This is a genomic window from Vibrio sp. 2092, assembly GCF_033339635.1.
Taxonomy (GTDB): Bacteria; Pseudomonadota; Gammaproteobacteria; order Enterobacterales; family Vibrionaceae; genus Vibrio; species Vibrio alginolyticus.
Map to the genome: position 1 here is coordinate 1 of NZ_JAWOUY010000002.1, position 22,045 is coordinate 22,045.

Annotated in this window: 17 protein-coding genes, 1 tRNA gene and 1 other RNA gene; 14 read left to right on the plus strand and 5 right to left on the minus strand. The window is 43.6% G+C overall.

The annotated features are described in order from the left end of the window. Window positions 1-8: 8 nt before the first annotated feature. Window positions 9-93, minus strand: a tRNA-Tyr gene (locus R7P80_RS03775). A 284-nt stretch (window positions 94-377) separates the two neighbouring features. Here R7P80_RS03775 and R7P80_RS03780 point away from each other — a divergent pair. From R7P80_RS03780 to R7P80_RS03790, 3 genes are all read left to right on the plus strand, one after another. After that, window positions 378-1,472, plus strand: coding sequence for an efflux RND transporter periplasmic adaptor subunit (locus R7P80_RS03780; RefSeq protein WP_005378593.1), 1,095 nt, complete (start codon window positions 378-380; stop codon window positions 1,470-1,472). Beyond that, entirely contained in the window at window positions 1,472-4,585 is a 3,114-nt protein-coding gene (vmeF, locus tag R7P80_RS03785; protein WP_225491481.1) for a multidrug efflux RND transporter permease subunit VmeF, read from the plus strand. The genes R7P80_RS03780 and vmeF overlap by 1 nt, the downstream gene beginning before the upstream one ends. A gap of 221 nt (window positions 4,586-4,806) precedes the next feature. After that, window positions 4,807-5,004, plus strand: coding sequence for a type II secretion system protein (locus R7P80_RS03790; RefSeq protein WP_031781369.1), 198 nt, complete (start codon window positions 4,807-4,809; stop codon window positions 5,002-5,004). Between the two features lie 90 nt (window positions 5,005-5,094). On the opposite strand, the gene R7P80_RS03795 is transcribed toward R7P80_RS03790, so the two are convergent. Further along, on the minus strand, window positions 5,095-5,670 hold the full coding sequence (locus R7P80_RS03795; RefSeq protein ID WP_137281816.1) for a porin family protein: 576 nt from the start codon (window positions 5,668-5,670) through the stop codon (window positions 5,095-5,097). A 214-nt stretch (window positions 5,671-5,884) separates the two neighbouring features. Here R7P80_RS03795 and R7P80_RS03800 point away from each other — a divergent pair, with 214 nt between their 5' ends. Then, entirely contained in the window at window positions 5,885-6,202 is a 318-nt protein-coding gene (locus R7P80_RS03800; RefSeq protein ID WP_005378586.1) for a DUF1244 domain-containing protein, read from the plus strand. Window positions 6,203-6,263: 61 nt separating this feature from the next. On the opposite strand, the gene R7P80_RS03805 is transcribed toward R7P80_RS03800, so the two are convergent. Next, on the minus strand, window positions 6,264-7,358 hold the full coding sequence (locus R7P80_RS03805) for a PLP-dependent cysteine synthase family protein (protein ID WP_053303257.1): 1,095 nt from the start codon (window positions 7,356-7,358) through the stop codon (window positions 6,264-6,266). 138 nt (window positions 7,359-7,496) lie between these two features. On the opposite strand from R7P80_RS03805, the gene R7P80_RS03810 reads away from it, so the two are divergent. Together R7P80_RS03810 and R7P80_RS03815 are read left to right on the plus strand one after the other, a co-directional pair. Beyond that, window positions 7,497-7,961, plus strand: coding sequence for an Lrp/AsnC family transcriptional regulator (locus R7P80_RS03810; RefSeq protein WP_053307491.1), 465 nt, complete (start codon window positions 7,497-7,499; stop codon window positions 7,959-7,961). A gap of 456 nt (window positions 7,962-8,417) precedes the next feature. Then, a complete protein-coding gene (locus R7P80_RS03815) occupies window positions 8,418-11,459 on the plus strand; it encodes a cadherin repeat domain-containing protein (RefSeq protein ID WP_182016589.1) in 3,042 nt (1,013 codons plus the stop codon). Window positions 11,460-11,527: 68 nt separating this feature from the next. Here the strand turns inward: R7P80_RS03815 and tesB are convergent, their stop codons facing one another. Further along, complete coding sequence (tesB, locus tag R7P80_RS03820) at window positions 11,528-12,388, minus strand: acyl-CoA thioesterase II (RefSeq protein ID WP_005378575.1); 861 nt, start codon at window positions 12,386-12,388, stop codon at window positions 11,528-11,530. A gap of 240 nt (window positions 12,389-12,628) precedes the next feature. Between tesB and R7P80_RS03825 the strand changes: the two genes are divergently transcribed. Further along, a complete protein-coding gene (locus tag R7P80_RS03825) occupies window positions 12,629-13,063 on the plus strand; it encodes a YbaY family lipoprotein (RefSeq protein ID WP_054577989.1) in 435 nt (144 codons plus the stop codon). Between the two features lie 30 nt (window positions 13,064-13,093). Here the strand turns inward: R7P80_RS03825 and R7P80_RS03830 are convergent, their stop codons facing one another. Then, window positions 13,094-13,396, minus strand: coding sequence for a DNA base-flipping protein (locus R7P80_RS03830; protein ID WP_005378570.1), 303 nt, complete (start codon window positions 13,394-13,396; stop codon window positions 13,094-13,096). Between the two features lie 257 nt (window positions 13,397-13,653). Between R7P80_RS03830 and R7P80_RS03835 the strand changes: the two genes are divergently transcribed. The 7 genes from R7P80_RS03835 to udp all read left to right on the plus strand — a co-directional run bounded on the left by R7P80_RS03835 (window position 13,654) and on the right by udp (window position 21,951). Next, entirely contained in the window at window positions 13,654-14,397 is a 744-nt protein-coding gene (locus R7P80_RS03835) for a hypothetical protein (RefSeq protein ID WP_005389942.1), read from the plus strand. Between the two features lie 152 nt (window positions 14,398-14,549). Further along, window positions 14,550-16,553, plus strand: a complete 2,004-nt coding sequence (locus tag R7P80_RS03840; protein WP_115385837.1) for a GGDEF domain-containing protein — start codon at window positions 14,550-14,552, stop codon at window positions 16,551-16,553. 137 nt (window positions 16,554-16,690) lie between these two features. After that, window positions 16,691-16,787, plus strand: an RNA gene (ffs, locus tag R7P80_RS03845) — signal recognition particle sRNA small type. Between the two features lie 212 nt (window positions 16,788-16,999). Next, entirely contained in the window at window positions 17,000-17,734 is a 735-nt protein-coding gene (locus R7P80_RS03850; RefSeq protein WP_005378485.1) for an RNA methyltransferase, read from the plus strand. A gap of 245 nt (window positions 17,735-17,979) precedes the next feature. Further along, window positions 17,980-18,399 carry a CBS domain-containing protein gene (locus R7P80_RS03855; RefSeq protein ID WP_005378483.1) on the plus strand — a complete coding sequence of 140 codons (420 nt, stop codon included), beginning with the start codon at window positions 17,980-17,982 and terminating at the stop codon, window positions 18,397-18,399. 172 nt (window positions 18,400-18,571) lie between these two features. Beyond that, window positions 18,572-20,878 carry a zinc/cadmium/mercury/lead-transporting ATPase gene (locus R7P80_RS03860; protein WP_206959075.1) on the plus strand — a complete coding sequence of 769 codons (2,307 nt, stop codon included), beginning with the start codon at window positions 18,572-18,574 and terminating at the stop codon, window positions 20,876-20,878. Window positions 20,879-21,192: 314 nt separating this feature from the next. Beyond that, window positions 21,193-21,951: a uridine phosphorylase gene (udp, locus tag R7P80_RS03865; protein ID WP_005378479.1), complete on the plus strand. Its 759-nt coding sequence runs from the start codon at window positions 21,193-21,195 to the stop codon at window positions 21,949-21,951. Window positions 21,952-22,045: the final 94 nt, after the last annotated feature.

Genomic DNA, 22,045 nt, shown 5'->3' on the forward strand with positions numbered 1-22,045 from the left:
AAAGAATATGGTGGAGGGGGACGGATTCGAACCATCGAAGGCAGTGCCGGCAGATTTACAGTCTGCTCCCTTTGGCCACTCGGGAACCCCTCCAGAGGATTTTTATACTTAGTAAGATGTTTTCCCAACTCATCTCCCAAGTGCGGAGCGAATCATAGCAAACTCGCTCAGGCTGTAAAGCGTTTTTCTTACGTTTTTACGTTGAATGCTGTCTTTTTGGGCAAAGATGGTAGAAAGTCAGCGTTTTGTTTGTCCTTTGAACAGAAGAGAGGCGCGCTTTTTACTTGAATTTACACTACTTGACGTTAAACACCGTATCTACTGATAAACTGTAAGCAGTTTAATGACATAAGTTTATTCGTTTAGAAGTCAATATCATGAGCATGAAAGCCACGTTATCGTTATCTGTTTTAACGCTTTCTATATTACTGAGTTCTCCATCGGTTTGCGCTGCGATGCGAGGAGGCTCAGCGGTTACTGTTGTGACTGAACAAGTAGAAACGCATGAGATCAATCAATCCTTAACTCTTATCGGCAAATTAAAGGCAGCGGAGTCTGTGGTTGTCGCATCGGAAGTCGCCGGCAAAGTGAATCAAATCGCTGTTAAAGCGAATCAAAATGTCCAGCAAGACCAGCTATTAATTAAGTTAGATGACGATAAGGCTCAAGCCGCTTTGATTGAGGCAAAGGCGTATCTAAAAGATGAACAGCGTAAGTTAAAAGAGTTCCAACGTTTGGTTAAGCGGAATGCGATTACTCAAACTGAAATCGATGCACAAAAAGCCAGTGTTGAAATAGCACAAGCGAGGCTTGATGCTGCTCAAGCCAATTTAGCTGACCTCCATATTACTGCCCCATTTTCTGGCACTGTTGGTTTTATCGATTTTAGCCGCGGCAAAATGGTCAGTGCGGGTACTGAACTTTTGACGTTGGATGATCTTTCCGTCATGGAACTGGATTTACAAGTACCGGAGCGCTATTTATCGATGCTTTCTATTGGTATGGAAGTCATCGCTAAAACCAGTGCATGGGGTAGCCAGACCTTTACTGGTCAAGTCACAGGTATTGATACGCGGATCAGTGCCGAAACACTGAATCTTCGCGTGCGTATTGAGTTTGATAACCCAGAAAATCAATTGAAGCCGGGCATGTTGATGAACGCTTCACTAGCATTTCCTGCTATTAAGGCGCCAATCATTCCTGTTCAAGCACTTGAATACTCCGGAACTAAACGTTTTGTATATGTAATTGATGAAAATAACAAAGCTACTCGTCAAGAAGTGTCGCTAGGTGCTCGTGTTGGCAACGAGGTGGTGATCGAATCTGGTGTTGAGATTGGTGACAAGATTGTGGTTCAAGGCATTGTTAACATGCGTGATGGTGTCGAAGTGAAAGAAATTGTCGCGCCACTAAAAGCGAACACCACGGATGTGACACGCAATGACAGTGAATCGGATGAGGAAGAAAACTAATGTTACTGTCCGACGTTTCAGTTAAACGCCCTGTCGCGGCGTTGGTTCTGAGCATGCTGTTGTGTGTGTTTGGCTTTGTGTCATTCACCAAATTAGCCGTTCGTGAAATGCCTGATATAGAAAGCCCAGTCGTTTCTATCAGTACGCGTTATGAGGGTGCATCGGCGACTATTATTGAAAGCCAAATTACCTCCGTTTTGGAAGACCAGCTTTCTGGGATCAGTGGAGTTGATGAAATTAGCTCCACTACTCGTAACAGCATGTCGCGTATCACGATCACGTTTGAGTTAGGTTACGATCTCAACACAGGTGTGAGCGACGTGCGTGATGCAGTGGCTCGTGCTCAGCGCTCGCTACCTGATGAAGCGGATGACCCTATTGTTTATAAGAACAATGGCTCGGGAGAGGCGTCGCTCTACATCAATCTCAGTTCTGCAGAGATGGACCGTACTCAATTAACCGATTATGCCGAACGTGTATTGATGGACCGCTTTAGCCTGATCTCTGGGGTTAGCTCCATTGATCTCTCCGGTGGTTTGTACAAGGTCATGTACGTGAAGCTTAAGCCAGAACTAATGGCTGGACGTTCAGTTACAGCTTCGGACATTACATCAGCTTTGCGAAGTGAGAACCTAGAAAGCCCAGGTGGTGAAGTTCGCAACGACTCAACAGTAATGTCCGTGCGTACGGCTCGTACTTATAACACGCCTGAAGATTTTCAATATCTTGTCATTAAACGCGCAAGCGACAATACACCTATCTATTTAAAAGATGTAGCAGATGTCTTCATTGGTGCAGAAAACGAAAACTCAACCTTCAAAAGTGATGGTGTAGTAAACATCAGTCTTGGTGTGGTACCGCAGTCAGACGCAAACCCGTTAGAAGTAGCGAAGCTGGTTAGGTCTGAAGTCGATAACATCCAGAAGTTCTTACCAGAAGGTACACGTCTTGCGATAGATTACGACGCGACAGTGTTTATCGAGCGTTCAATCGAAGAGGTGTACAGCACGTTATTTATCACGGGCGGCTTGGTGATTTTGGTATTGTACATTTTCATCGGCCAAGCTCGTGCAACCTTAATTCCTGCGGTTACGGTTCCTGTTTCTCTGATTTCTTCGTTCATTGCCGCGTACTACTTTGGGTTTTCTATCAACTTGATCACCTTGATGGCGTTGATATTATCGATTGGTTTGGTGGTGGATGACGCAATTGTGGTTGTGGAGAATATCTTCCACCATATTGAACGCGGTGAATCGCCATTACTCGCCGCATATAAAGGCACAAGAGAGGTTGGTTTTGCTGTTATAGCAACAACATTAGTGCTGGTGATGGTGTTCTTACCGATCTCCTTTATGGATGGCATGGTAGGTCTACTATTTACAGAGTTTTCTGTATTGCTGGCTATGTCGGTCATATTCTCCTCTTTGATTGCCCTGACGCTGACTCCTGTATTAGGTAGTCAGATTTTGAAAGCGAATGTAAAACCAAATCGATTCAATGAAGCGGTTGATCGCTTGTTTAGCAAGCTTGAGAGTGGTTATCGCGCATTATTGAAAGGCGCATTGAAAGTACGTTGGGCTGCTCCGCTGGTGATTCTAGCTTGTTTGGGCGGTAGCTATTTCTTGATGAATCAGGTACCGGCCCAGCTGACCCCACAAGAAGATCGCGGTGTTATATTCGCGTTTGTGCGCGGTGCAGATGCTACGTCATACAATCGTATGTCAGCCAATATGGATATTGTCGAAGACCGATTGATGCCATTACTAGGGCAAGGTTATCTGAAGTCATTCAGTATCCAAACGCCAGCGTTTGGTGGCCAGGCAGGAGACCAGACAGGCTTTGTGATCATGATTCTAGAAGATTGGAACGAACGTGATATCACGGCTCAGCAAGCCCTTAACAAAGTACGGAAAGAATTGGCAGGTATCCCAGATGTTCGAGTGTTCCCATTTATGCCAGGTTTCCAAGGTGGTTCGAGTGAGCCAGTTCAGTTCGTATTAGGCGGCTCTGATTACGATGAGCTCGTTGTTTGGGCTGAAATGCTAAAGAACAAAGCAGAAGAATCACCAATGATGGAAGGAGCAGAGATAGATTACTCGGAAAAAACGCCTGAGTTATTGGTTACAGTTGACCGACAGCGTGCCGCAGAGCTAGGAGTCAGTGTTCAAGACATTTCTGACACCCTAGAAATCATGCTCGGTGGTAAAAGCGAAACGACTTATGTTGAGCGTGGCGAAGAGTACGATGTGTATCTTCGCGGTGATGAAAATAGCTTTAATAATGCTGCAGATTTAAGTCAGATTTATCTGCGCACGAATAGCGGTCAGCTAGTGACGTTAGATGCGGTCACAAAAATTGAAGAAGTGGCGGCCTCTATTCGTCTTTCTCACTACAACAAACAGAAGTCCATCACTATTACTGCCAACCTGTCGGAAGGTTATACATTAGGAGATGCGCTGGATTACCTAGACCAGGAAGCCATCGACAACTTACCGGGTGACATTTCGGTGAGTTATTCGGGGGAGTCGAAAGACTTTAAAGAGAACCAAGCGAGTGTTGCTGTTGTGTTTGCATTGGCACTACTAGTGGCGTATCTCGTGTTGGCGGCTCAGTTTGAAAGCTTCGTAAACCCGTTAGTGGTCATGTTTACGGTGCCGATGGGTGTATTTGGTGGCTTCCTTGGTTTGGTTATTATGGGCCAAGGTATGAACATTTATAGCCAGATTGGCATGATCATGTTGATTGGTATGGTGACGAAAAACGGTATTTTGATCGTAGAATTTGCCAATCAGCTACGTGATCGTGGCGTTGGGTTTGAAAAAGCGATCATTGATGCAGCTGCGCGACGTCTACGTCCAATCTTGATGACTGCGTTTACCACACTTGCTGGCGCAATTCCGTTGATAGTATCGACAGGGGCGGGTTATGAGAGCCGTATTGCCGTGGGTACGGTTATCTTTTTCGGGATGGGGTTTGCGACATTGGTGACCTTGTTTGTTATCCCGGCAATGTACCGATTGATTTCGGCGAAAACACAAGCACCAGGTCATGTAGAAGCAGAGTTAAACAAAGCAATTAGCCATGATACGAAGGGCCGTGTTGCCCACCCCTAGCAGTAGCACGTAAAGCTTTGATTGAAAACGCCGGGCAATTTTTGTTCGGTGTTTTTTTATATAGATAGTGATTACTTATAGATTTAATGATTATTTTTGTTTATTATTTCGCCACTTCTTCGAGGGGCACAGGACTCGCTCATCGTTTTGACTGAATGTTGGGTCTTGTTAGGTTTAATGCTAGGAAAGCAGCCTATGCCTATTATTATTGAGGTGTTTCCTTGAAAAAAGTACGTGGTAGTTACATGGTCGAAATGGTTTTAGTTGCAGGTGTTATGGCGTTGCTAGCAACTACCGCACTTCCAACGTTGACGAATGCATTAAAAGATCGTCAAGATGGTATTTTGCATTCTCTCGATGCTGGTCAACCAAGCAACCATGTGAACAAAGAGGCAACAGAAACGTTCTCTGTTCAGTAAGTGACGACATACTATAGAATCTAAAAGAAGCCGAGGTAAAACACTCGGCTTCTTTGTTTTTCAATTATGGAAACTTGGTGCTATCTAATGTTAGAAGCGTTTCCCTAGGCTGATTTGTACACCTTCGTAGCTGTCGTAAAAATCTTCAAAACCCATATCCGCTACATTATAAATGTACTCTGCGCGTAACCAGATATCTGTACTCATATCCCAATGGACGCCAGCACCGATGTTGAATAGTGCGCCTGAATCATCTGTGACTTTTTGTTCGTTTGGAACATACATTTCAGCTTGAGTGCCAAGCGCAGTTACGCGACCAAACAGTGACAGCGGCGTATCGCCTAAGTTATCACTTGTTACAACAGCAGACATACCTGCTTGGTAATAGTGAAGATCTAAGTCAGTTTTTAGAGCATCGTTCTTAAGTTCATTTTGTGAATAGCGCAGAACCCCTTCAAACGCGAGGTATTGGTTTACATGGTAACCCCAGCCAACTGTGATATGTGGTGTTGACCACTCATTGTCTCTATCCGAGCCGAAGTACGGTGTATCAAAACCAACGTTACCAGTACCCAGATAAAAATAAGATTGATGAGCTTGTTCTTGAGCAGCTAAAGTTGGCACGCTAATGGTCAAGGCAGACAATAATAGAATGGCGTTTTTCATAACTAGACGATAACCTTGGTAAAAGACCGTTGTAATGATTTGTTTAAATGTTAATTTAATCAATAGGATGAATGGTAATTATCATATCAGCTTTTATCAAAGGTAGTGATTTTAGAATGGGAATTGTTGCGCTAAAGCATACTTCTTACTCATGACTACCGACTAACTAGATATGGTGATGAAAGCTAGTTAAATAAGAGAGAAGGAAAGGAAAGTGGCTGAATTCAAATACAAAAACTTGACTCAAGAAGAACAAGATAAGTTAGACGCGGCGACATTTCGCCGTTTATTGGCGCATTTAGATGCCAACAAAGACGTACAAAACATCGACCTGATGATCCTTGCGGGCTTCTGTCGCAACTGCTTTAGCAAATGGTATAAATCTGAGGCTGAAAATCTCGGTTTGGATTTAGATATTGATGACGCTCGCGAACGTGTTTACGGCATGACTTACGATGAATGGAAACAAAATCATCAACCAGCGGCAACGCCAGAACAATTGGCTGCGTTTGAAGCGCGCCAGAAAAAGTAAAACCCAGCGATAAAAACAGCCCGTATGAAGTTGGGCTGTTTTTTAAAGTCCAGTTTGCACGTTAAGCGTTAATTGAGCCGCAACAAGCTGGCTCAACGCAACCTTTTGCTTGAATGACTTCGAGTTGAGCTAAGTAAGGTTGAATATCGCCGATGTTCTCTTTTACCCATGTTAAGTCATAATACGTATCTAGGTAACGCTCTCCAGAATCACATAGAAGCGTCACGATAGAACCCTTCTCACCGCGTTGTTTCATCTCACAAGCCAATTGCAGCACACCGTAAAGATTGGTGCCTGTTGATGCGCCGACTTTACGCCCAATCAGCTGAGATACCCAATGGGCAGTTGCCACACTGGCTGCGTCTGGAATTTTGCGCATTTCATCAATGACACCAGCAATAAAGCTTGGTTCGACACGTGGTCGCCCGATACCTTCGATTTTGCTGCCAGTATCGCCTTTCAATGAGTGATTTCCTGACTGGAAAGCATCGTAAAACACTGAGTTTTCAGGGTCTACCACGCAAAGCTTAGTGTCGTATTTTTGGTAACGAATAAAACGGCCAATGGTTGCTGATGTGCCGCCTGTTCCAGGACTCATCACTACCCAGCTAGGAATCGGGTGATCTTCTAACTCCATTTGGCTAAAGATAGAGTTCGCGATGTTGTTGTTACCGCGCCAGTCAGTAGCGCGTTCAGCATAAGTAAACTGGTCCATGTAGTGACCATTTAGCTCTTGAGCCAAGCGTCGAGACTCGTCATAAATCTGATCTGAGCGCTCTACAAGATGCGCTTTACCACCGTAAAACTCAATTTGTTCAATCTTTTTACGTGCGGTGGTTTTCGGCATAACAGCAATGAACGGTAAGCCAAGCAAGCGAGCAAAATACGCTTCTGAAACGGCAGTGCTGCCTGAGGACGCTTCAATCACTGTGGTTTCAGGACCAATCCATCCGTTACAAATCGCATAAAGAAACAACGAGCGTGCCAATCGGTGTTTCAGAGAGCCTGTTGGATGCGTGCTCTCATCTTTTAGGTAGATATCGATACCATCAAGAGAAGGCAGTTCAAGTTTAAATAAATGAGTATCAGCAGAACGTTGAAAGTCTGCTTCAATTTTACGCACTGCATTGTTGATCCAGTTGTGGTCAGTACACATGGCGTCTCTCCTTGGAAATCGATAGATAAGCATTAGATGGGAATAATTTACCTATAATACGAGAGAAAAACTTTGCTATAGTTGCCGGTAATGACTATTTTGATAGAAAAGTTTTCTACACTTCGTGGGTTTTATAGGATGAGTTTGGATCGGGTCGATAAACAGCTGCTTGCGTTGTTACAAACCGACAGCACCTTGTCATTAAATGAGTTAGCAGAGCAGGTAAATCTGACAACGACGCCATGTTGGAAGCGTTTGAAAAGGTTGGAAGAAGAGGGTTACATCGAAAAACGCGTGGCGTTGTTAAGTGCAGAAAAGCTCGAGCTATCTTTCATTGCATTTGTTCAGTTAAAAACGATTGATCATTCCGAAGGTTGGTATCACCATTTTGTTACAACTGTGAGTGACTTTCCTGAGGTAATGGAGTTTTATCGTATGGCTGGCGAGTATGACTACATGATGAAAGTACTAGTCAAAGATATGAAGTGTTTTGACGAATTCTATAAGCGGTTAGTTAATAGTGTAAAAGGGCTATCTAATGTGACTTCAACATTTGCTATGGAGTCCATTAAATACACAACAGAGTTACCAATCCTAAAATAACTCGCCCTATAAGAATTCTATCTAATGTTAATTCTACCTTTTAGTATTTTAAATGTTAAAAGGTAGTTTGATTATGCTTTTAAAACTATTTCCTACCAGATTTTTATAAATATAAACGATATTTATTCTCTCTTCTATTTTTCATTAACCATTTGTTTTTACAGTCCATTAATCCTATACATCATAATGAAAGAAAAAATAACGCAATTTTTTCTCTTTCTTTTTCATGTTTTATTTTATTGAATATTAATTTTTACTAAATTAATGGAAGAGTTTGATTTAAACGTTTGCTTTTTGTGTTTTCATGTAATTTGGTCGCTATTTTGGAGTATTTGTTTTTAGGATTAATACAGTAGCGATTACTTAAGTAATAAAGTACTCAAAAATGGGGATAGTGATTAATAAAACATCGTATTATTATCGCCCCATCTTGTATGTAACAAAGTATTACTAAAAATGAACAGAAATTACTATTTGCTTTTTCTCGCAGCTTTACTCGCTGGCTGTGGCGGTGGGGGAGACTCTAAGCCGAACAATACGAAGACACCAACTACGGTAACAAAGCAGAACCGTCCGCAATTAAAAGTGGAAGACACGGTGTTGAAGTTTGAAGGAGTGGGAACGGTTACTGAAGCAAAACTGAGCAATGTACATGGGTCGGTATCTTACCAAGTCATTGACTCTAATCCGCCAAATGTCGTGAAAATTAATGACTCAGGAATACTACAAATTCTGCGCCCAGGAACGGCGACGATTCTTGCTACAGATAGTAGCTCTGCTTATGAATCTTCTGAAGCAAGATTTTCTGTCACTGTAGAGCGAGGCATCAATACTGAACTTTCAGTGAGTGATCTGAATTTCAATGCGATTGAGTCAGAAGGAAAAGCGTTGATCGTCCGTGGCCAAAAAGGCGAACTGAGTTATGAGGTAGAAAGTGGTCATAACTTGATTCGTGTTGATGAGAACGGTTCGGTATATTCATTAGGTTCAGTTGGTCAGGCATCGGTGCTGATTACTGATTCAGGTAACGACTTTTACTTGCCGAAACAAGTTCGCGCTACGGTTAAACTGCATGCAGTAGCTCCGGGGCAATTACAGTTCGCTTTGCTTGAAGACGAGTATCGAGAAGGGTTGACGTTAGAACCAGTGCGTTTAGATAAAGCTCAAACGCAACGTATTTCTTACAAAATTATAAATAGCGTACCAGACAGCAAGGTGGCCGAGTTGCTAGACCCTGAAACGGGTTTGCTTCTTGTTCATAATGTTGGGCAATTAACGGTTGAAGCGACAGCAACTTACAGCGACGCGTTTCTGGATAAACAGCAAACAGCGCAATTTTTTGTGGATGTAAAACAAGGCAAGCGTCAAGAAATCAGCGCAGCGGATATCGTCACAACTTATGAGGAAGGTGGACGAATTTTCCCTAAGGTGACGAACGCCTACGGTGACTATGAGCTGAGAATCATTCGTGGTGAAGACGTTGTTGCTAAAACAGAAAATGGTGAAGCATTACTGATCAAAGGTGTTGGTGCTGCTGAAGTGGAAATTTACGAGCATGATATGCGTAATTATCCTGCAAGCAAAACTCGTTTTGATCTTGAAGTTAATCGCGCGCCTCATCCCGTTATAAAAGACATTGAAATGCCGCTTACCTATCAACCAAATCTTTCAATCCCTCTGGCGTTTAAAGGGCAAAAAGGTAACGTAAATCTAGTTAGCAGCTTACCTAATGGCTTACGAATGACTGACGGCAAGTTGGAGGTAGTGACTGCGGGTGAGTACGGCCTTAAGTTTGAAGACGATGGTGGGGAGTTCTACCAACCTATTCAATTTAATGTCGTCATTAAAGTTGCAAAGGCTGAAGGCCAACCGATGGCAACGCACGATTATGACGTTGTATACAGCAACAAATACAGTTTTGATCTTCACCGTGATTTTGGTTTGAGTGCTGACGAGCAAATTGAGATTGTAGATAACACCGCACCAGATGTTGTCGGTGGTTTGAGTGAAGGACGTCTCCATGTGTATAAAGCGGGTAAAGCGACGCTAACTGTGCGCAGAAAAGAGAGCGCGAATTATACTGTTGGTCCTGATCAAAAAGTCTATGTGACAATTTTGAGTGCGCCGAGCCGAATTGAAGTTCAATCCGATGTGGAAGAGATTTGGAAGGTTGGCCAAACATTTGTTGCGCCGAAAATCTCTGGTACGGTTGGAGAAGTTACGTACCGATTTGCAGACAACGCTGCAACAGATGTGGTTTCCTTAAACAGCCAAACGGGTGCCATGCAAATTCTTAACGCGGGTAGCACAAAAATTATTGTTTCGGATGCGGGGGACGACAAAGTGGATCCGGGTGAAAGTAGTTTCTCGGTCACGATTAAACAAGGCACAAACCCTGTATCGGTTACTTACCCAACGGTAGAATTCTCCGCTGGTAGTGTTATCTCACCAGTGATGAGTGGTGGGACTGCGAAGGCAAGTTACCGTCTTATTAACCAAAAAGACCCTGTGGTCGAGCTAGTTTCTCCTGATACAGGGCGTTTGAAAATCCTGCATGCAGGCACGTACCAATTAGAGGTTACTCTTACTGGGCGCAACTACAAAGCTAAAACAATCGTCGTAAATGGCACTATTAACAAAGCGAATCACCCTGGTTTAAGTGCTTCTACAATGAAGGTGGAATTTGAACCATTTAAAAAGGTTAAGCTAGACTTTGGTACACCAATAGGAAACCGCAGCTATCAAATATCCAGCTCAACAATTAAAGGAGTCGCTTCATTAGATGTTGATAAGGAAGAGCTGACGTTACTTGACCTCCCACCAGTAAAAAGACGTTGGATTTCTCTCGACGTTTCGGAAGGAGAATCTCGAGATTACAAAGCGTTGGAAAGTAAGAAAGTCCAGCTGTATCTAAGCTTTGCAGATGAAGGTGTTGCGGATCAATATACATTGCTTGAAACTGAACAAACAGTATTGTTTAGCACGCTAAATGCACGTGAGTTTTCTAACTTAGAAGAAAGTGAGTTTGGTTTGATGAACGTTCGTTCAGTGCGTGAGCCAACGGACGAAGAATTGAAATTATACGGCAAAGGTAAGATTGCACTACTTGCATTCAAGCCGGTGGGTAACGATGACCAAACTCTAATAAAAGGAGCGTGGGTACACTTAGCTCGATTTGATGGATGTACATCAGAGCTGTTCGAAGATGATCTCAAGCCTTTTGAAGCAATTGACTATGATGACCCAGGGTACTGCACCAGCGGCAGCACGATTCGTATGACTCGGTTCTTAATAATTGATGACTCGAAGATGGAAAAGGTAGAGTATGAGTTAGTAGCACCTGTGATTACTTATCGTCGTGGGGTTCGTGAATTTTTAGCAACGAATAAAGGTGGATTCTATGCCGACCCAAATGTCATTTACGGGAAAGGCGAATATGGTTACCCGAAATCACTTTACGAATGGTCGGTTGTTAACATGAAGTATCAACCAAATTAATCATCGTTTGATACCCATTAAAAAAGGAGTGCGGAACAGCACTCCTTTTTTCGTCTAGCGAACACGAGCTATTTCGTGTAGCGCATCACCCCTTCTTGCACGGCGGTCGCCACTAAGTGACCTTGCTGGTTGTATATTTCGCCACGGACCAACCCACGAGTATTGCTCGCCGTTGGGCTCTCTATCGCATATAGAAGCCATTCATCCATCTTAAACGGGCGATGGAACCAGATAGAGTGGTCAATGGTGGCCACTTGAAAGTTAGGCGTCATTAATGAGACTTCATGTGGATGCATTGCTGTTACAAGGAATCCCCAATCGGATGCGTAGGCCAGAAGGTACTGGTGAATTAGCTGATTCTCTGGCATTTCACCATTAGCACGAATCCAAAGGTACTGTTTGGGTTCTGCTTTTTTGGGCTTCAAAGGGTTGATAACCGTAACGGGGCGAGTTTCGATTGGCTTTTCCCCGCAAAATGTTTTGCGTAAGCGTTTGGGTAGAAATTCTGCAATATGGCTTGCGAGCTCACTCTCTGAGGCAAAGTTTTCTGGACCAGGGATATCTGGCATTTCTTTTTGATGATCAAACCCAGGTTGATCGCCATGATAGGATGCGGTTAGGTAAAAAATAGGGCGTCCATTTTGAATTGCCTTTACGCGTCTAGTGCTAAAGCTACGGCCATCTCTCAGATTTTCTACGTCATAAATAATAGGTTTTTCTGGATCGCCAGGGTACAAAAAATAGCTATGGAAGGAGTGTACCGTGCGTGTTTCTTCAACGGTGTAGCGCGCAGCAGAAAGTGCTTGCCCAATTACTTGACCGCCATAAACTTGAGGCAAACCTAGGTTTTCACTTTGGCCACGAAACAAGCCTTCTTCTAATTTTTCGAGTTGTAGTAGGCTGAGCAATTCTCGTAGTGGTTTACTCATTGTGTCTCCTCACCGTTGTCTTTCATTCCAAGTTACCTCAACAGCCTCACTCTTGTGAAGTGGCATAGTTAAGAACTATTGAGTAACTTAGAAATAGTATTGTTCCAATTATGAAACAAAATCAATTGTTTGATAAATTCTAACTCAGTCAAGCTATTGTCAAATAAAGTGACAGGAAGCAGACAGTTTTATATTCCACACCTATAATTGCTTCGGTTTAATGCTCTTTTCGAGGAATATATGAAAAAAACACTACTACTTGTTACTTCTCTACTCTTTGGGGCTGCGTTAGTGGGTTGCCAAACTTCTCAAAATACAGAAATGGAATCTACAGAGGCGTCAATGAAGACGATTACAGGTACAGTGGCTTATCGCGAGCGGATTGCCTTGCCACCAAACGCAGTGGTTACTATTGCGTTAGAAGATGTGTCCTTGGCGGATGCGCCAGCAAAAGTGTTGGCGAAACAGACATTTGAAACGAAAGGTAAGCAAGTTCCTCTTTCTTTTGAGTTGAGTTACGACAGCAATGAAATCAAACCAAACCATCGTTACAGCGTTCGTGCTCGCATTGAGGTAGATGGAAAGCTGCGTTTTATCAGCGACACACATAACGGTGTTATTACTGATGAAGCACAAACTCACCAATTAGATATTCGTCTAGTTGGAACACGTTAATACGACGTACTAAGAACAAAAAATGGCAGCTTAAGGCTGCCATTTGTATTTTTTAAGTGAAGTTTTGCCAACTTCCGAGACTTCAATCCCTTCTGCTTCTAATTTCTTTTTTTGTCGCTCTAAGTCTCTGCCTTTTAAAGATATTTTTCCTTGGCTATTTACCACTCTAAACCAGGGGAGTTTACTGCCTTCTGGTAAGTTGCCCAGTGCTTTACCAACATGTCTCGCATAGCCCGGATAACCGGCCATTTTTGCAATTTCCCCATAGGTGGATACTTTTCCTTTTGGAATTTGGTGAATTACAGCAAAGATTTGCGCTAAAAATTGGTCCATACTCAAAAGTGTCTATTTTGGATTACTAAGGAATGGTAAACCATTGGACTTGTATATTGCTAACGGTTCTTAACCCTTGTGTTATCAGCGACTCACTTTGAAGAATTACATTTTCTGTTCTGTAGTGTCGTTGGTTGATGAACGTTAAACAGCATGAAGCAAACGCAAGCTAAGCTTGAATCTAGACCCTCTCAACGACTTTCAATCCCAGTTTTTGCCGTTGAGTTACCAAGTAGGTGGGGAAGCCAGGAGGCGCTATGATTTTATCGACACTTCAATTTTTCGTTACGACCTTACTCGCTGTTGTCTGCGTTCGGGCGATGAGTTTGAGCGAGGGTGACATTCCCGTTCTTGCACTTATGATCCCCGCGCTGTGGGTTCTGCCACAAGGTGGGTTCGCTGGCTTAGTATTACTGGGCGCGATGATGGCTTTTGGTGCGACACTCTCAATGCAGCCAATTGCTTTGTCGGTTGGTGTTTTGATCCTTTTCCCACTTTTAATGGTGGTATTTTCTCGTAGAAGCTCTTTAGGTGTGTTGCTCACCGCTGGTCTTATTGTACTTACACTGCAAGTTGGTCTTATGGTCACACAGCAAGGCGGTAAGCTGGATGGTTCTGCTTGGGTTACAGTGGTTCAAACCATTGCGGTTATGGCGATGTGGTGGTCGGCTGCGCATTGGACGCCATCCAATAAACACAGCTGGTGGCCGTTGTTTTTGTTGCTCCCATTGTGGATTGCAGGCCTACCGTACGCCGTTCTTATGGCGTTAAGTTTGACGGGAATGTTAGCGTCAATGGAAGCACTTGCGAAGCTTCAACATACCATTCGTTGGAGCAAATTATTATGTTGGACATTGCCGACTGTGGGTTTTGCCGCTTTAGTCGTCAGCCCGACCACGGATGTGCCAAACCCTGTTTTCGTGGTTTGGATCTGTTTGTTAGGGACGGCTTGGATGACTGACTATATTTTACGTAGTAGCGATGAACAGGCTGAATTATGAGTTTTTAGTCAGGTAAAAAGTGACATGTGCGGCAGAGTATCGAATTGGTTGTGGAACAAAATGGAGATTAGTATATGTTCTTCATTTCATATTTACTACACTTCTAATAATAATAACCACAATATAAGTGGTTGATTTAAGATAAGTTTGTCATGACAACTTTTGCTCGAACACTGTTGCTTTTTGCATGTTGCCTCTTGAGTTTGAATGTAAAAGCCGAAGCCCCTTTAATTGCTCATTATAAAGTCGCGACTGAAGCGGATGATGTCGTCACTCGTGTTCTTTTCAATGCTGCTTCAGAGGAGTTTGGCTTTACCGTTCAATACGTGAACTACTCCAGCTTTGATGCCATTCTAAATTCAGTAGCGAATGGGGAAGCGGACTTTGCTGCGAATATCACTTACACACAAGAACGTGCTCAACGTTTTAGTTATTCCCGCCCAACAAATATCGAATATACCTACCTCTTTGGCTTAAAAGATTCGACGTTGAGTGATATTTCGCGTGTTGGCGTCCCCAAAGATACAGTTTATGCCCAATTACTTAAACAACACTACCCTGAGCTAGAACAGATCTCTTATCAAGGTCACGAACAAGCAGTAACACTGCTACGTTCAGGTGCTGTGGACGGCGTTGTCGATGCCATTAACCAGCTCAAGCCGATGCTGATGGAGGGGTTTGACGCCAAGATGCTCAATGATCAGATTTCGATAAAGCCCGTATCCATCATCAGTAAAAAAGATCATCATCTTGAAGCGTTGGACACGTTCGCTACGTTTATTCACGGGGAAGCGGTGCAAAAGCAGCTTCGCGAAGAAATTTCCCAGTATCAATTTGAATTAAGGCGAGCAGCGTTGCGTGATTCTATTCGTTTATTGCCCCTTGATTTTAATGAACCAATACGGATTAAGCTCGAATCTATCTTTCCATATGTTGTATACAACGCAGATGGTAGTGTCGAAGGGATGACGGCTGATGTAGTCCTGAGAAGCTGTGAGATCTTGGCTTTAAACTGCTTGATCATTAGTGAGCCTGGTGAAAGCTGGGGTTCTATGTACCATGAGTTTATCCAAGGTAATTTCGAAATTTTGGCGCCGTTAACGGTCAGCCGTGAGCGGCGCGCATTTAGCTACTTTCCAAAGCCCCATTACGCGCCAGCATCGGTGATGGTCAAGCGTTTAGGTTACAAACCGAGCACATACTCTCATGTTTCACAGTTGATATCTGAGCGGATTGGCGTAGTTAAGGATGACTTTTTCGATCAAATGATGACGCAACTGTTACCGCTAAAAGAACTCAAACGTTATCGTACCCAACAAGAGCTCATTCAGGGGCTACTAAATGAAGAAGTCGATTACATTCCGATGGATACGGCGATGCTCAATCATTTTTTACGTCTCAGTGAATTGGTTCCGATAGAGCAGGATACCGCTATTGGCGAGTTTTATGAGTCACAACTCTCTGTTGGATTGGTCGCGAATGAAAAAGGAGCCATGCTTGCGCCTTTCTTCAGTCGAGCGATAGCGATGTTAGAAGTTGATAAGATCATTGCTCAGTACGATGTACGCCCAGATTGGCGTACCGCACTTGAATATGAGATTCGATTAGCGACGCAAACACAAGCTGTGTTTATCTTTGTATTATTGTTTGCTATTTGTGTTTCGCTTTATCTTTACCGTCAATCGAACACTGACAACTTAACAGGGTTAAGGAATCGTCGTGCGTTGCAAGTAAAGTATCGAAAAGGAGTAAACAAAGATCTATCCATACTTTACTTAGACATTAATCATTTCAAACGAATCAATGACACTTATGGTCATCGCGCTGGGGACGAAGTTTTACAACTACTGGCGCTAAAAATTCATTATGTCTGGTCGGGAAGATGTTATCGAATTGGAGGGGATGAGTTCATATTGCTGGGTTATCCAACGCAAGCCGAGTTAACTAGAGCAATGAGAGAGCTCAGTAGAATCGACGTGAAAGGCAAATTATGTAGTGATTTGGAGTCTATAAGTATCTCTATTGGTTTCTCTGCAAAAAGGGAACGGCACATGAGCTTAGAGCAAGCGATGCATTTGGCTGATGAAGACATGTACATGAGTAAGCAGTCCTCACGGCACGACTCCTCTTATCGTGACTGCACGGTTTCATCATAAAGGAATGAATTGATCGAGTTTTGTTCAAACGGTAATGAAATGATGAAATTCAAGGTTTTTGCTCTTGCATTATGAGAGCTGATACTGAATAATCGCCCCATCGATTGAGGCAAGACCTCTCGAAAAGAATTATGGGGCTCTGGTCCTCTCGCAACAATAGCTCGTGAACTCGGTCAGGTCCGGAAGGAAGCAGCCGCAGCGTGTGACTTGTGTGCCGGGATGTGGCTGGGGTCCCACCCTTTGAAAGCCCTGCGTTATCGCAGGGCTTTTTTCGTTTTTGAGCCTTCTTTTATTTTGGCTACGCTTGGTGTTCAACGTCTTCTGATGATCAAGCTTCTTGAGGTTATTTAGGTATAATTTATAATCTCATCCGCTCGATACCGAACTTTCGTGAAGATTGTTTAGGGTACACTCGCCGAATAACCATTTTCACCTGGGATACTTTAATGATTTCAAAAAACCAATTAAAACTGCTTCGTGCTTTAGGTCAAAAGAAACAGCGTAAAGCGCATGGCTTATTCCTAGTTCAGGGTGAAAAGAACGTACTAGAGCTAGCAAGTAGTTCATTGAAGGTGAAGCAGGTTTTTGCAACAGCGGCATTTCTCGAACAAAATGCTGGTACGCTAAATCGTTTTGATTGTGTTGAAGCATCGCTTGATGAATTGACCAAAGCGAGCACGCTTGTGAGCAATAATGCGGCCATTGCTGTGGTTGAAATTCCGAGTGTAAAAGAGCCTCAAGCGAAAGGCTTGATGATTGCGCTAGATGGTGTATCCGACCCTGGTAATCTAGGTACGATTATTCGTGTTGCAGACTGGTATGGCATCAAGCACATTATTGCGAGTACAGATTGTGCTGATCCTTATAATCCTAAAACGATCAGTGCGACCATGGGCAGCTTTGGCCGCGTACAAGTGAGTTTGGTGGATTTGCCAAGTTACTTGGAACACGCCAAATTGCCAGTATATGGCGCGTTTTTGGAAGGAGAGAGCGTTCATAAAACGGATTTCGCTGCTGAAGGTATTTTGTTGATGGGCAGCGAATCTCATGGTGTGCGCGAAGCCGCAGCAAAATTCGTGACAGATAAGATCACGATTCCGGCGTTTGGCGGTGCCGAATCACTGAATGTCGCGATGGCGACTGGCATTATTTTAGACAACATGCGCCGCCAACATAGCTAATGCAACAATTACTTAATAACAAAGCCAGTCTATTTGACTGGCTTTGTTGTATTTTGCCTAGAAAAATCAGCCTGGCTGAATCTTGCGTTTAACGAAATACAGTGAATGTTGTTCGGTGAGTTAATTTTGTTTTAGTTCAATAGGCTGTGCCTATAAATAAAATTACTCCTTTCCATTTAGTAAAATCAGGAAATTAGGCGACACTTATCTAAAGGCCGCAATAAAATGCCCTTAAGGAGATAAGAATGCATTCATTAAAAGTAAAAGATTACATGACGTTGCAAGCGGTGACTTTCACGAAAGATATGTCACTTTCGGCAGCTTTAAACAAAGTAATGCAAAGTGTCACACTAGGTGGCCCTGTCATTGATGAAAATGAAAAAGTGGTTGGGTTTTTATCGGAGCAAGACTTATTAGATAAGTTGGTGAAAGCAAGTTATCACTGCCAAGATACACATACGGTACAAGAGTGTATGCATGATGATGTCTTATCTGTTTCTCCAGAAATGTCAGTAATTGAACTGGCTGACATGATGAAAGTTGGAAAGCCGAAAATGTATCCAGTGGTGGATGGCAAAGGTAAGTTGGTTGGTGTTATCACAAGAAGAGACGTGCTGCGTGCCATAGGAATGACATTAAATGAGTGTTTTAAGCATCCCGTTTAACCTCTCTGTTTAAACTTTACGGAATATTGCTTTTAAACTGGTTTGGAAAGACGCTTCGGCGTCTTTTTTATTTTCTATCGCCGAACTGTACAAATTTATCTTGACCTTGGAGCTTACTCTAAGGTTTATCCTTAGCAATAGGTAAATCACCGATACCAATAAGGAAAAAATTATGTGTACAAAACATCAAGGTTGCCAATCTAGCAAAATCAAAACTGCGGTGCCGCTTGGTGCAAGCGAGTCATGCTGTGCGCCAGTAAAATCTTCGCTCAATATCTCTCAGGCCAGTGTTGATGTTTCTGAAAGCTCTTGCTGTAGTGGAGGAGGCTGCAGCGTTGACACAGGCGAGGAAGACGATCCCACAAGGGAGAGTAATTCCTCCGTTCGGAACGCTTGGCTTGTGTCAGGTATGGATTGCCCATCTTGTGCGCAAAAGCTTGAGAAAGCCATTACGTCTTTACAAGGCGTCAGCCAAGCCAAGGTTTTGTTTGCAACAGAAAAACTGGTCGTCGATTTTGATGGTCTAGAGCTGATAGCTACGATAGAGCAGACAGCCCAAAAAACGGGTTTCCCGCTCTCTTCACTTGATGCTCCAAAACCAAGCACTACAAAGAAAGGCTGGCTTGGCGTCATAAGAGACAACATCCAAATTCTCTCGATTGCTGGTGCAATGGCTACTGCGGCAGTAATTTCTAAGATCGACCCTCAAATAAGCGCTTGGTTATTCACTTTGACGTGTTTACTTGGTTTATACCCAATCGCGCTCAAATCATTTAAGTTGGCGCGTAGCGGTACGCCTTTTGCGATTGAAACGTTAATGAGTGTAGCGGCGCTCGGCGCTTTATATTTAGGTGAAACCGCCGAAGCCGCAATGGTGTTATTGCTTTTCCTTATTGGTGAAAAGTTAGAAGCATATGCATCATCTCGCGCGCGAAGCGGTGTCCAGGCGTTAATGGACTTAGTCCCAGAAAATTCAATTTTAATTATTGATGGTGAACGCAAAGAAGTACCAGCTGCGCAGCTTAAACCAGGGGATATCATAGAAGTCGCACCCGGAGGTCGTTTGCCTGCCGACGGTGTTTTGCAAGATGCGCTTGCGAGTTTTGACGAAAGTGCGTTAACGGGAGAATCTGTTCCCGTTGAACATCAAACCGGTGGCAAAGTGATGGCCGGGGCTGTGGTTGTCGATAAAGTGGTTCGTTTACAGGTGACTTCCCGTCAGGGCGAGAATGCGATAGATCGAATTCTTCATTTGATTGAAGAAGCAGAATCCCGTAAGGCACCATTAGAACGCTTTCTTGATAAATTTAGCCGTTGGTATACGCCACTAATGATGTTGGTGTCTCTGATGGTTATCGTTACGCCGCCATTACTATTTGCCCAACCGTGGGAAACATGGATCTATCGAGGACTCGCCCTGCTGTTGATTGCTTGTCCATGTGCATTAGTCATTTCAACGCCTGCGGCGATCACTTCTGGCTTGGCGGCAGCGGCTAAGCGGGGCGCATTGATCAAAGGTGGAGCGGCGCTTGAGTTGCTTGGCAAGGTTGAGTCTGTCGCATTTGATAAAACTGGGACACTGACGCAAGGTAAACCAGAAGTGACCGACGTCTTTGCTTTTGATATGGATGAAGACAAGTTACTTAGCCTAACTGCGTCAATCGAGGTTGGTTCAAGTCATCCTCTAGCGGTTTCTTTAGTTACCAAAGTGCAAGAGCAGGGGCTTACTATTCCTGAAGCGTTGGATAAAACCGCGCAAGTAGGCTCTGGTGTCACTGGTTACGTCGATGGAAAAATGGTCCAAGTGGTCACGCCTTCAAAGGCAGACTTTCCACTTTCTCAAGAAGCCAAAGAGCAAGTGGTTACGTTGGAACAACAAGGTAAAACGGTTGTCATTGTTCGTTACGATGACGAGGTCATTGGCGTGATCGCATGGCAAGATACATTGCGCTCAGATGCCCAGCAAGCCATCGCAATGTTGAAGGAACTTGGGGTCACGTCGGTGATGCTAACGGGTGACAACCCGAGAAGTGCAGAAGCAATGGCAAATAGAATAGGCTTGGATTATAAAGCGAGTTTGTTACCTGCAGACAAGGTGCATTACGTCGAGAAACTATCACAACAACATACCGTTGCGATGGTGGGAGACGGTATCAATGATGCTCCAGCCATGAAAGCTTCGAGCATTGGTATTGCGATGGGAGGCGGTACGGATGTTGCGCTCGAGACTGCTGATGCGGCGTTAACACACAACCGGTTGATTGAGCTACCTGCCATGATAGAACTGTCGCGTGCGACGCTAAGTAACATTCGTCAGAATGTCGCGTTAGCGCTAGGTTTGAAAGGTGTATTCTTAGTGACAAGTTTACTTGGGGTTACTGGGTTGTGGGTTGCAGTATTAGCTGACAGTGGTGCAACAGCACTGGTGACATTGAATGCGTTGAGATTACTTCGTTTTGAGTCCAAACAGATCAAATAACTGACCTAACCAATGATCCCACTCATTAATAGCCCGAGGCATTCGTGTATCGGGCTTTTTTTAACCGTATTCACCTGATGCGATCAGACGTTTTTCTCGTCCTTGAAATCACGCATTGCTATGCAACAAAATGATTTAACGCCCCTTAAAGTGTGATCAATACCAGTTTTGTTTGAAATTTCATTTTCATTACATTTTGTCATTGTGATTGTGATCACTCTATGTTGGTGAAAGGTTCGCTACAGTGCATCTGTACCCAATAACTGATTAATGAGCTTATTGTTCATAAAATAAGCCACAATAAGGAGCGACTTATGTCTCAAGCTGTATTCCATTTAGGTGTTACTGAAGCTGATCTTAATGGTGCGACTCTAGCGATCATTCCTGGTGACCCAGCGCGTGTTCAAAAAATCGCAGAACAAATGGAAAATCCAGTATTTCTAGCAAGCCATCGTGAATACACGCTATACCGTGCAGAGCTAGACGGTAAACCTGTTGTGGTTTGTTCTACAGGTATTGGTGGTCCTTCTACCTCTATCGCAGTTGAGGAATTGGCACAGCTTGGTGTTCGCACTTTCCTACGTGTTGGTACAACGGGTGCAATTCAACCGCATGTAAACGTGGGTGACATGATCGTAACGACGGGGTCAGTTCGTCTTGACGGTGCGAGCCTACACTTTGCTCCTATGGAATTCCCAGCAGTTGCTGACTTTGAAGTAGCAACCGCAATGAAAGCAGCGGTAGAAGAGTCTGGCGCTACAGTTCACATGGGTGTGACTGCATCAAGCGACACGTTCTACCCTGGTCAAGAACGTTACGATACGTTCTCTGGTCGTGTTGTTAAGCGTTTCCAAGGCTCTATGCAAGAATGGCAAGACATGGGCGTACTTAACTTCGAGATGGAGTCTGCAACACTGCTAACAATGTGTGCGAGCTCTGGTTTAAAAGCGGGTTGTGTGGCTGGTGTTATCATCAACCGTACACAAAAAGAGATTCCAGATCATTCAACTCTGAAAGAAACGGAAGCGCGTTCAATTAAAGTGGTTGTAGAAGCAGCGCGTAAAATGCTTTAAGCCGCTATAGTTGGCATTTAAACAAACAGAAAAAACCAGAGGCTAACCTCTGGTTTTTTTCTACTTATAGAAAGGCGTACAGCTAAAATTTAGG

What these genes read in the sequence shown, in the direction of transcription:
- R7P80_RS03780 (WP_005378593.1), top strand. Translation starts at nt 378, where the DNA reads ATGAGCATGAAAGCCACGTTATCGTTATCTGTTTTAACGCTTTCTATA.
- vmeF (WP_225491481.1), top strand. Translation starts at nt 1,472, where the DNA reads ATGTTACTGTCCGACGTTTCAGTTAAACGCCCTGTCGCGGCGTTGGTT.
- R7P80_RS03795 (WP_137281816.1), bottom strand. Translation starts at nt 5,670, where the DNA reads ATGAAAAACGCCATTCTATTATTGTCTGCCTTGACCATTAGCGTGCCA.
- R7P80_RS03805 (WP_053303257.1), bottom strand. Translation starts at nt 7,358, where the DNA reads ATGTGTACTGACCACAACTGGATCAACAATGCAGTGCGTAAAATTGAA.
- R7P80_RS03810 (WP_053307491.1), top strand. Translation starts at nt 7,497, where the DNA reads ATGAGTTTGGATCGGGTCGATAAACAGCTGCTTGCGTTGTTACAAACC.
- R7P80_RS03815 (WP_182016589.1), top strand. Translation starts at nt 8,418, where the DNA reads ATGAACAGAAATTACTATTTGCTTTTTCTCGCAGCTTTACTCGCTGGC.
- tesB (WP_005378575.1), bottom strand. Translation starts at nt 12,388, where the DNA reads ATGAGTAAACCACTACGAGAATTGCTCAGCCTACTACAACTCGAAAAA.
- R7P80_RS03825 (WP_054577989.1), top strand. Translation starts at nt 12,629, where the DNA reads ATGAAAAAAACACTACTACTTGTTACTTCTCTACTCTTTGGGGCTGCG.
- R7P80_RS03830 (WP_005378570.1), bottom strand. Translation starts at nt 13,396, where the DNA reads ATGGACCAATTTTTAGCGCAAATCTTTGCTGTAATTCACCAAATTCCA.
- R7P80_RS03835 (WP_005389942.1), top strand. Translation starts at nt 13,654, where the DNA reads ATGATTTTATCGACACTTCAATTTTTCGTTACGACCTTACTCGCTGTT.
- R7P80_RS03840 (WP_115385837.1), top strand. Translation starts at nt 14,550, where the DNA reads ATGACAACTTTTGCTCGAACACTGTTGCTTTTTGCATGTTGCCTCTTG.
- R7P80_RS03850 (WP_005378485.1), top strand. Translation starts at nt 17,000, where the DNA reads ATGATTTCAAAAAACCAATTAAAACTGCTTCGTGCTTTAGGTCAAAAG.
- R7P80_RS03855 (WP_005378483.1), top strand. Translation starts at nt 17,980, where the DNA reads ATGCATTCATTAAAAGTAAAAGATTACATGACGTTGCAAGCGGTGACT.
- R7P80_RS03860 (WP_206959075.1), top strand. Translation starts at nt 18,572, where the DNA reads ATGTGTACAAAACATCAAGGTTGCCAATCTAGCAAAATCAAAACTGCG.
- udp (WP_005378479.1), top strand. Translation starts at nt 21,193, where the DNA reads ATGTCTCAAGCTGTATTCCATTTAGGTGTTACTGAAGCTGATCTTAAT.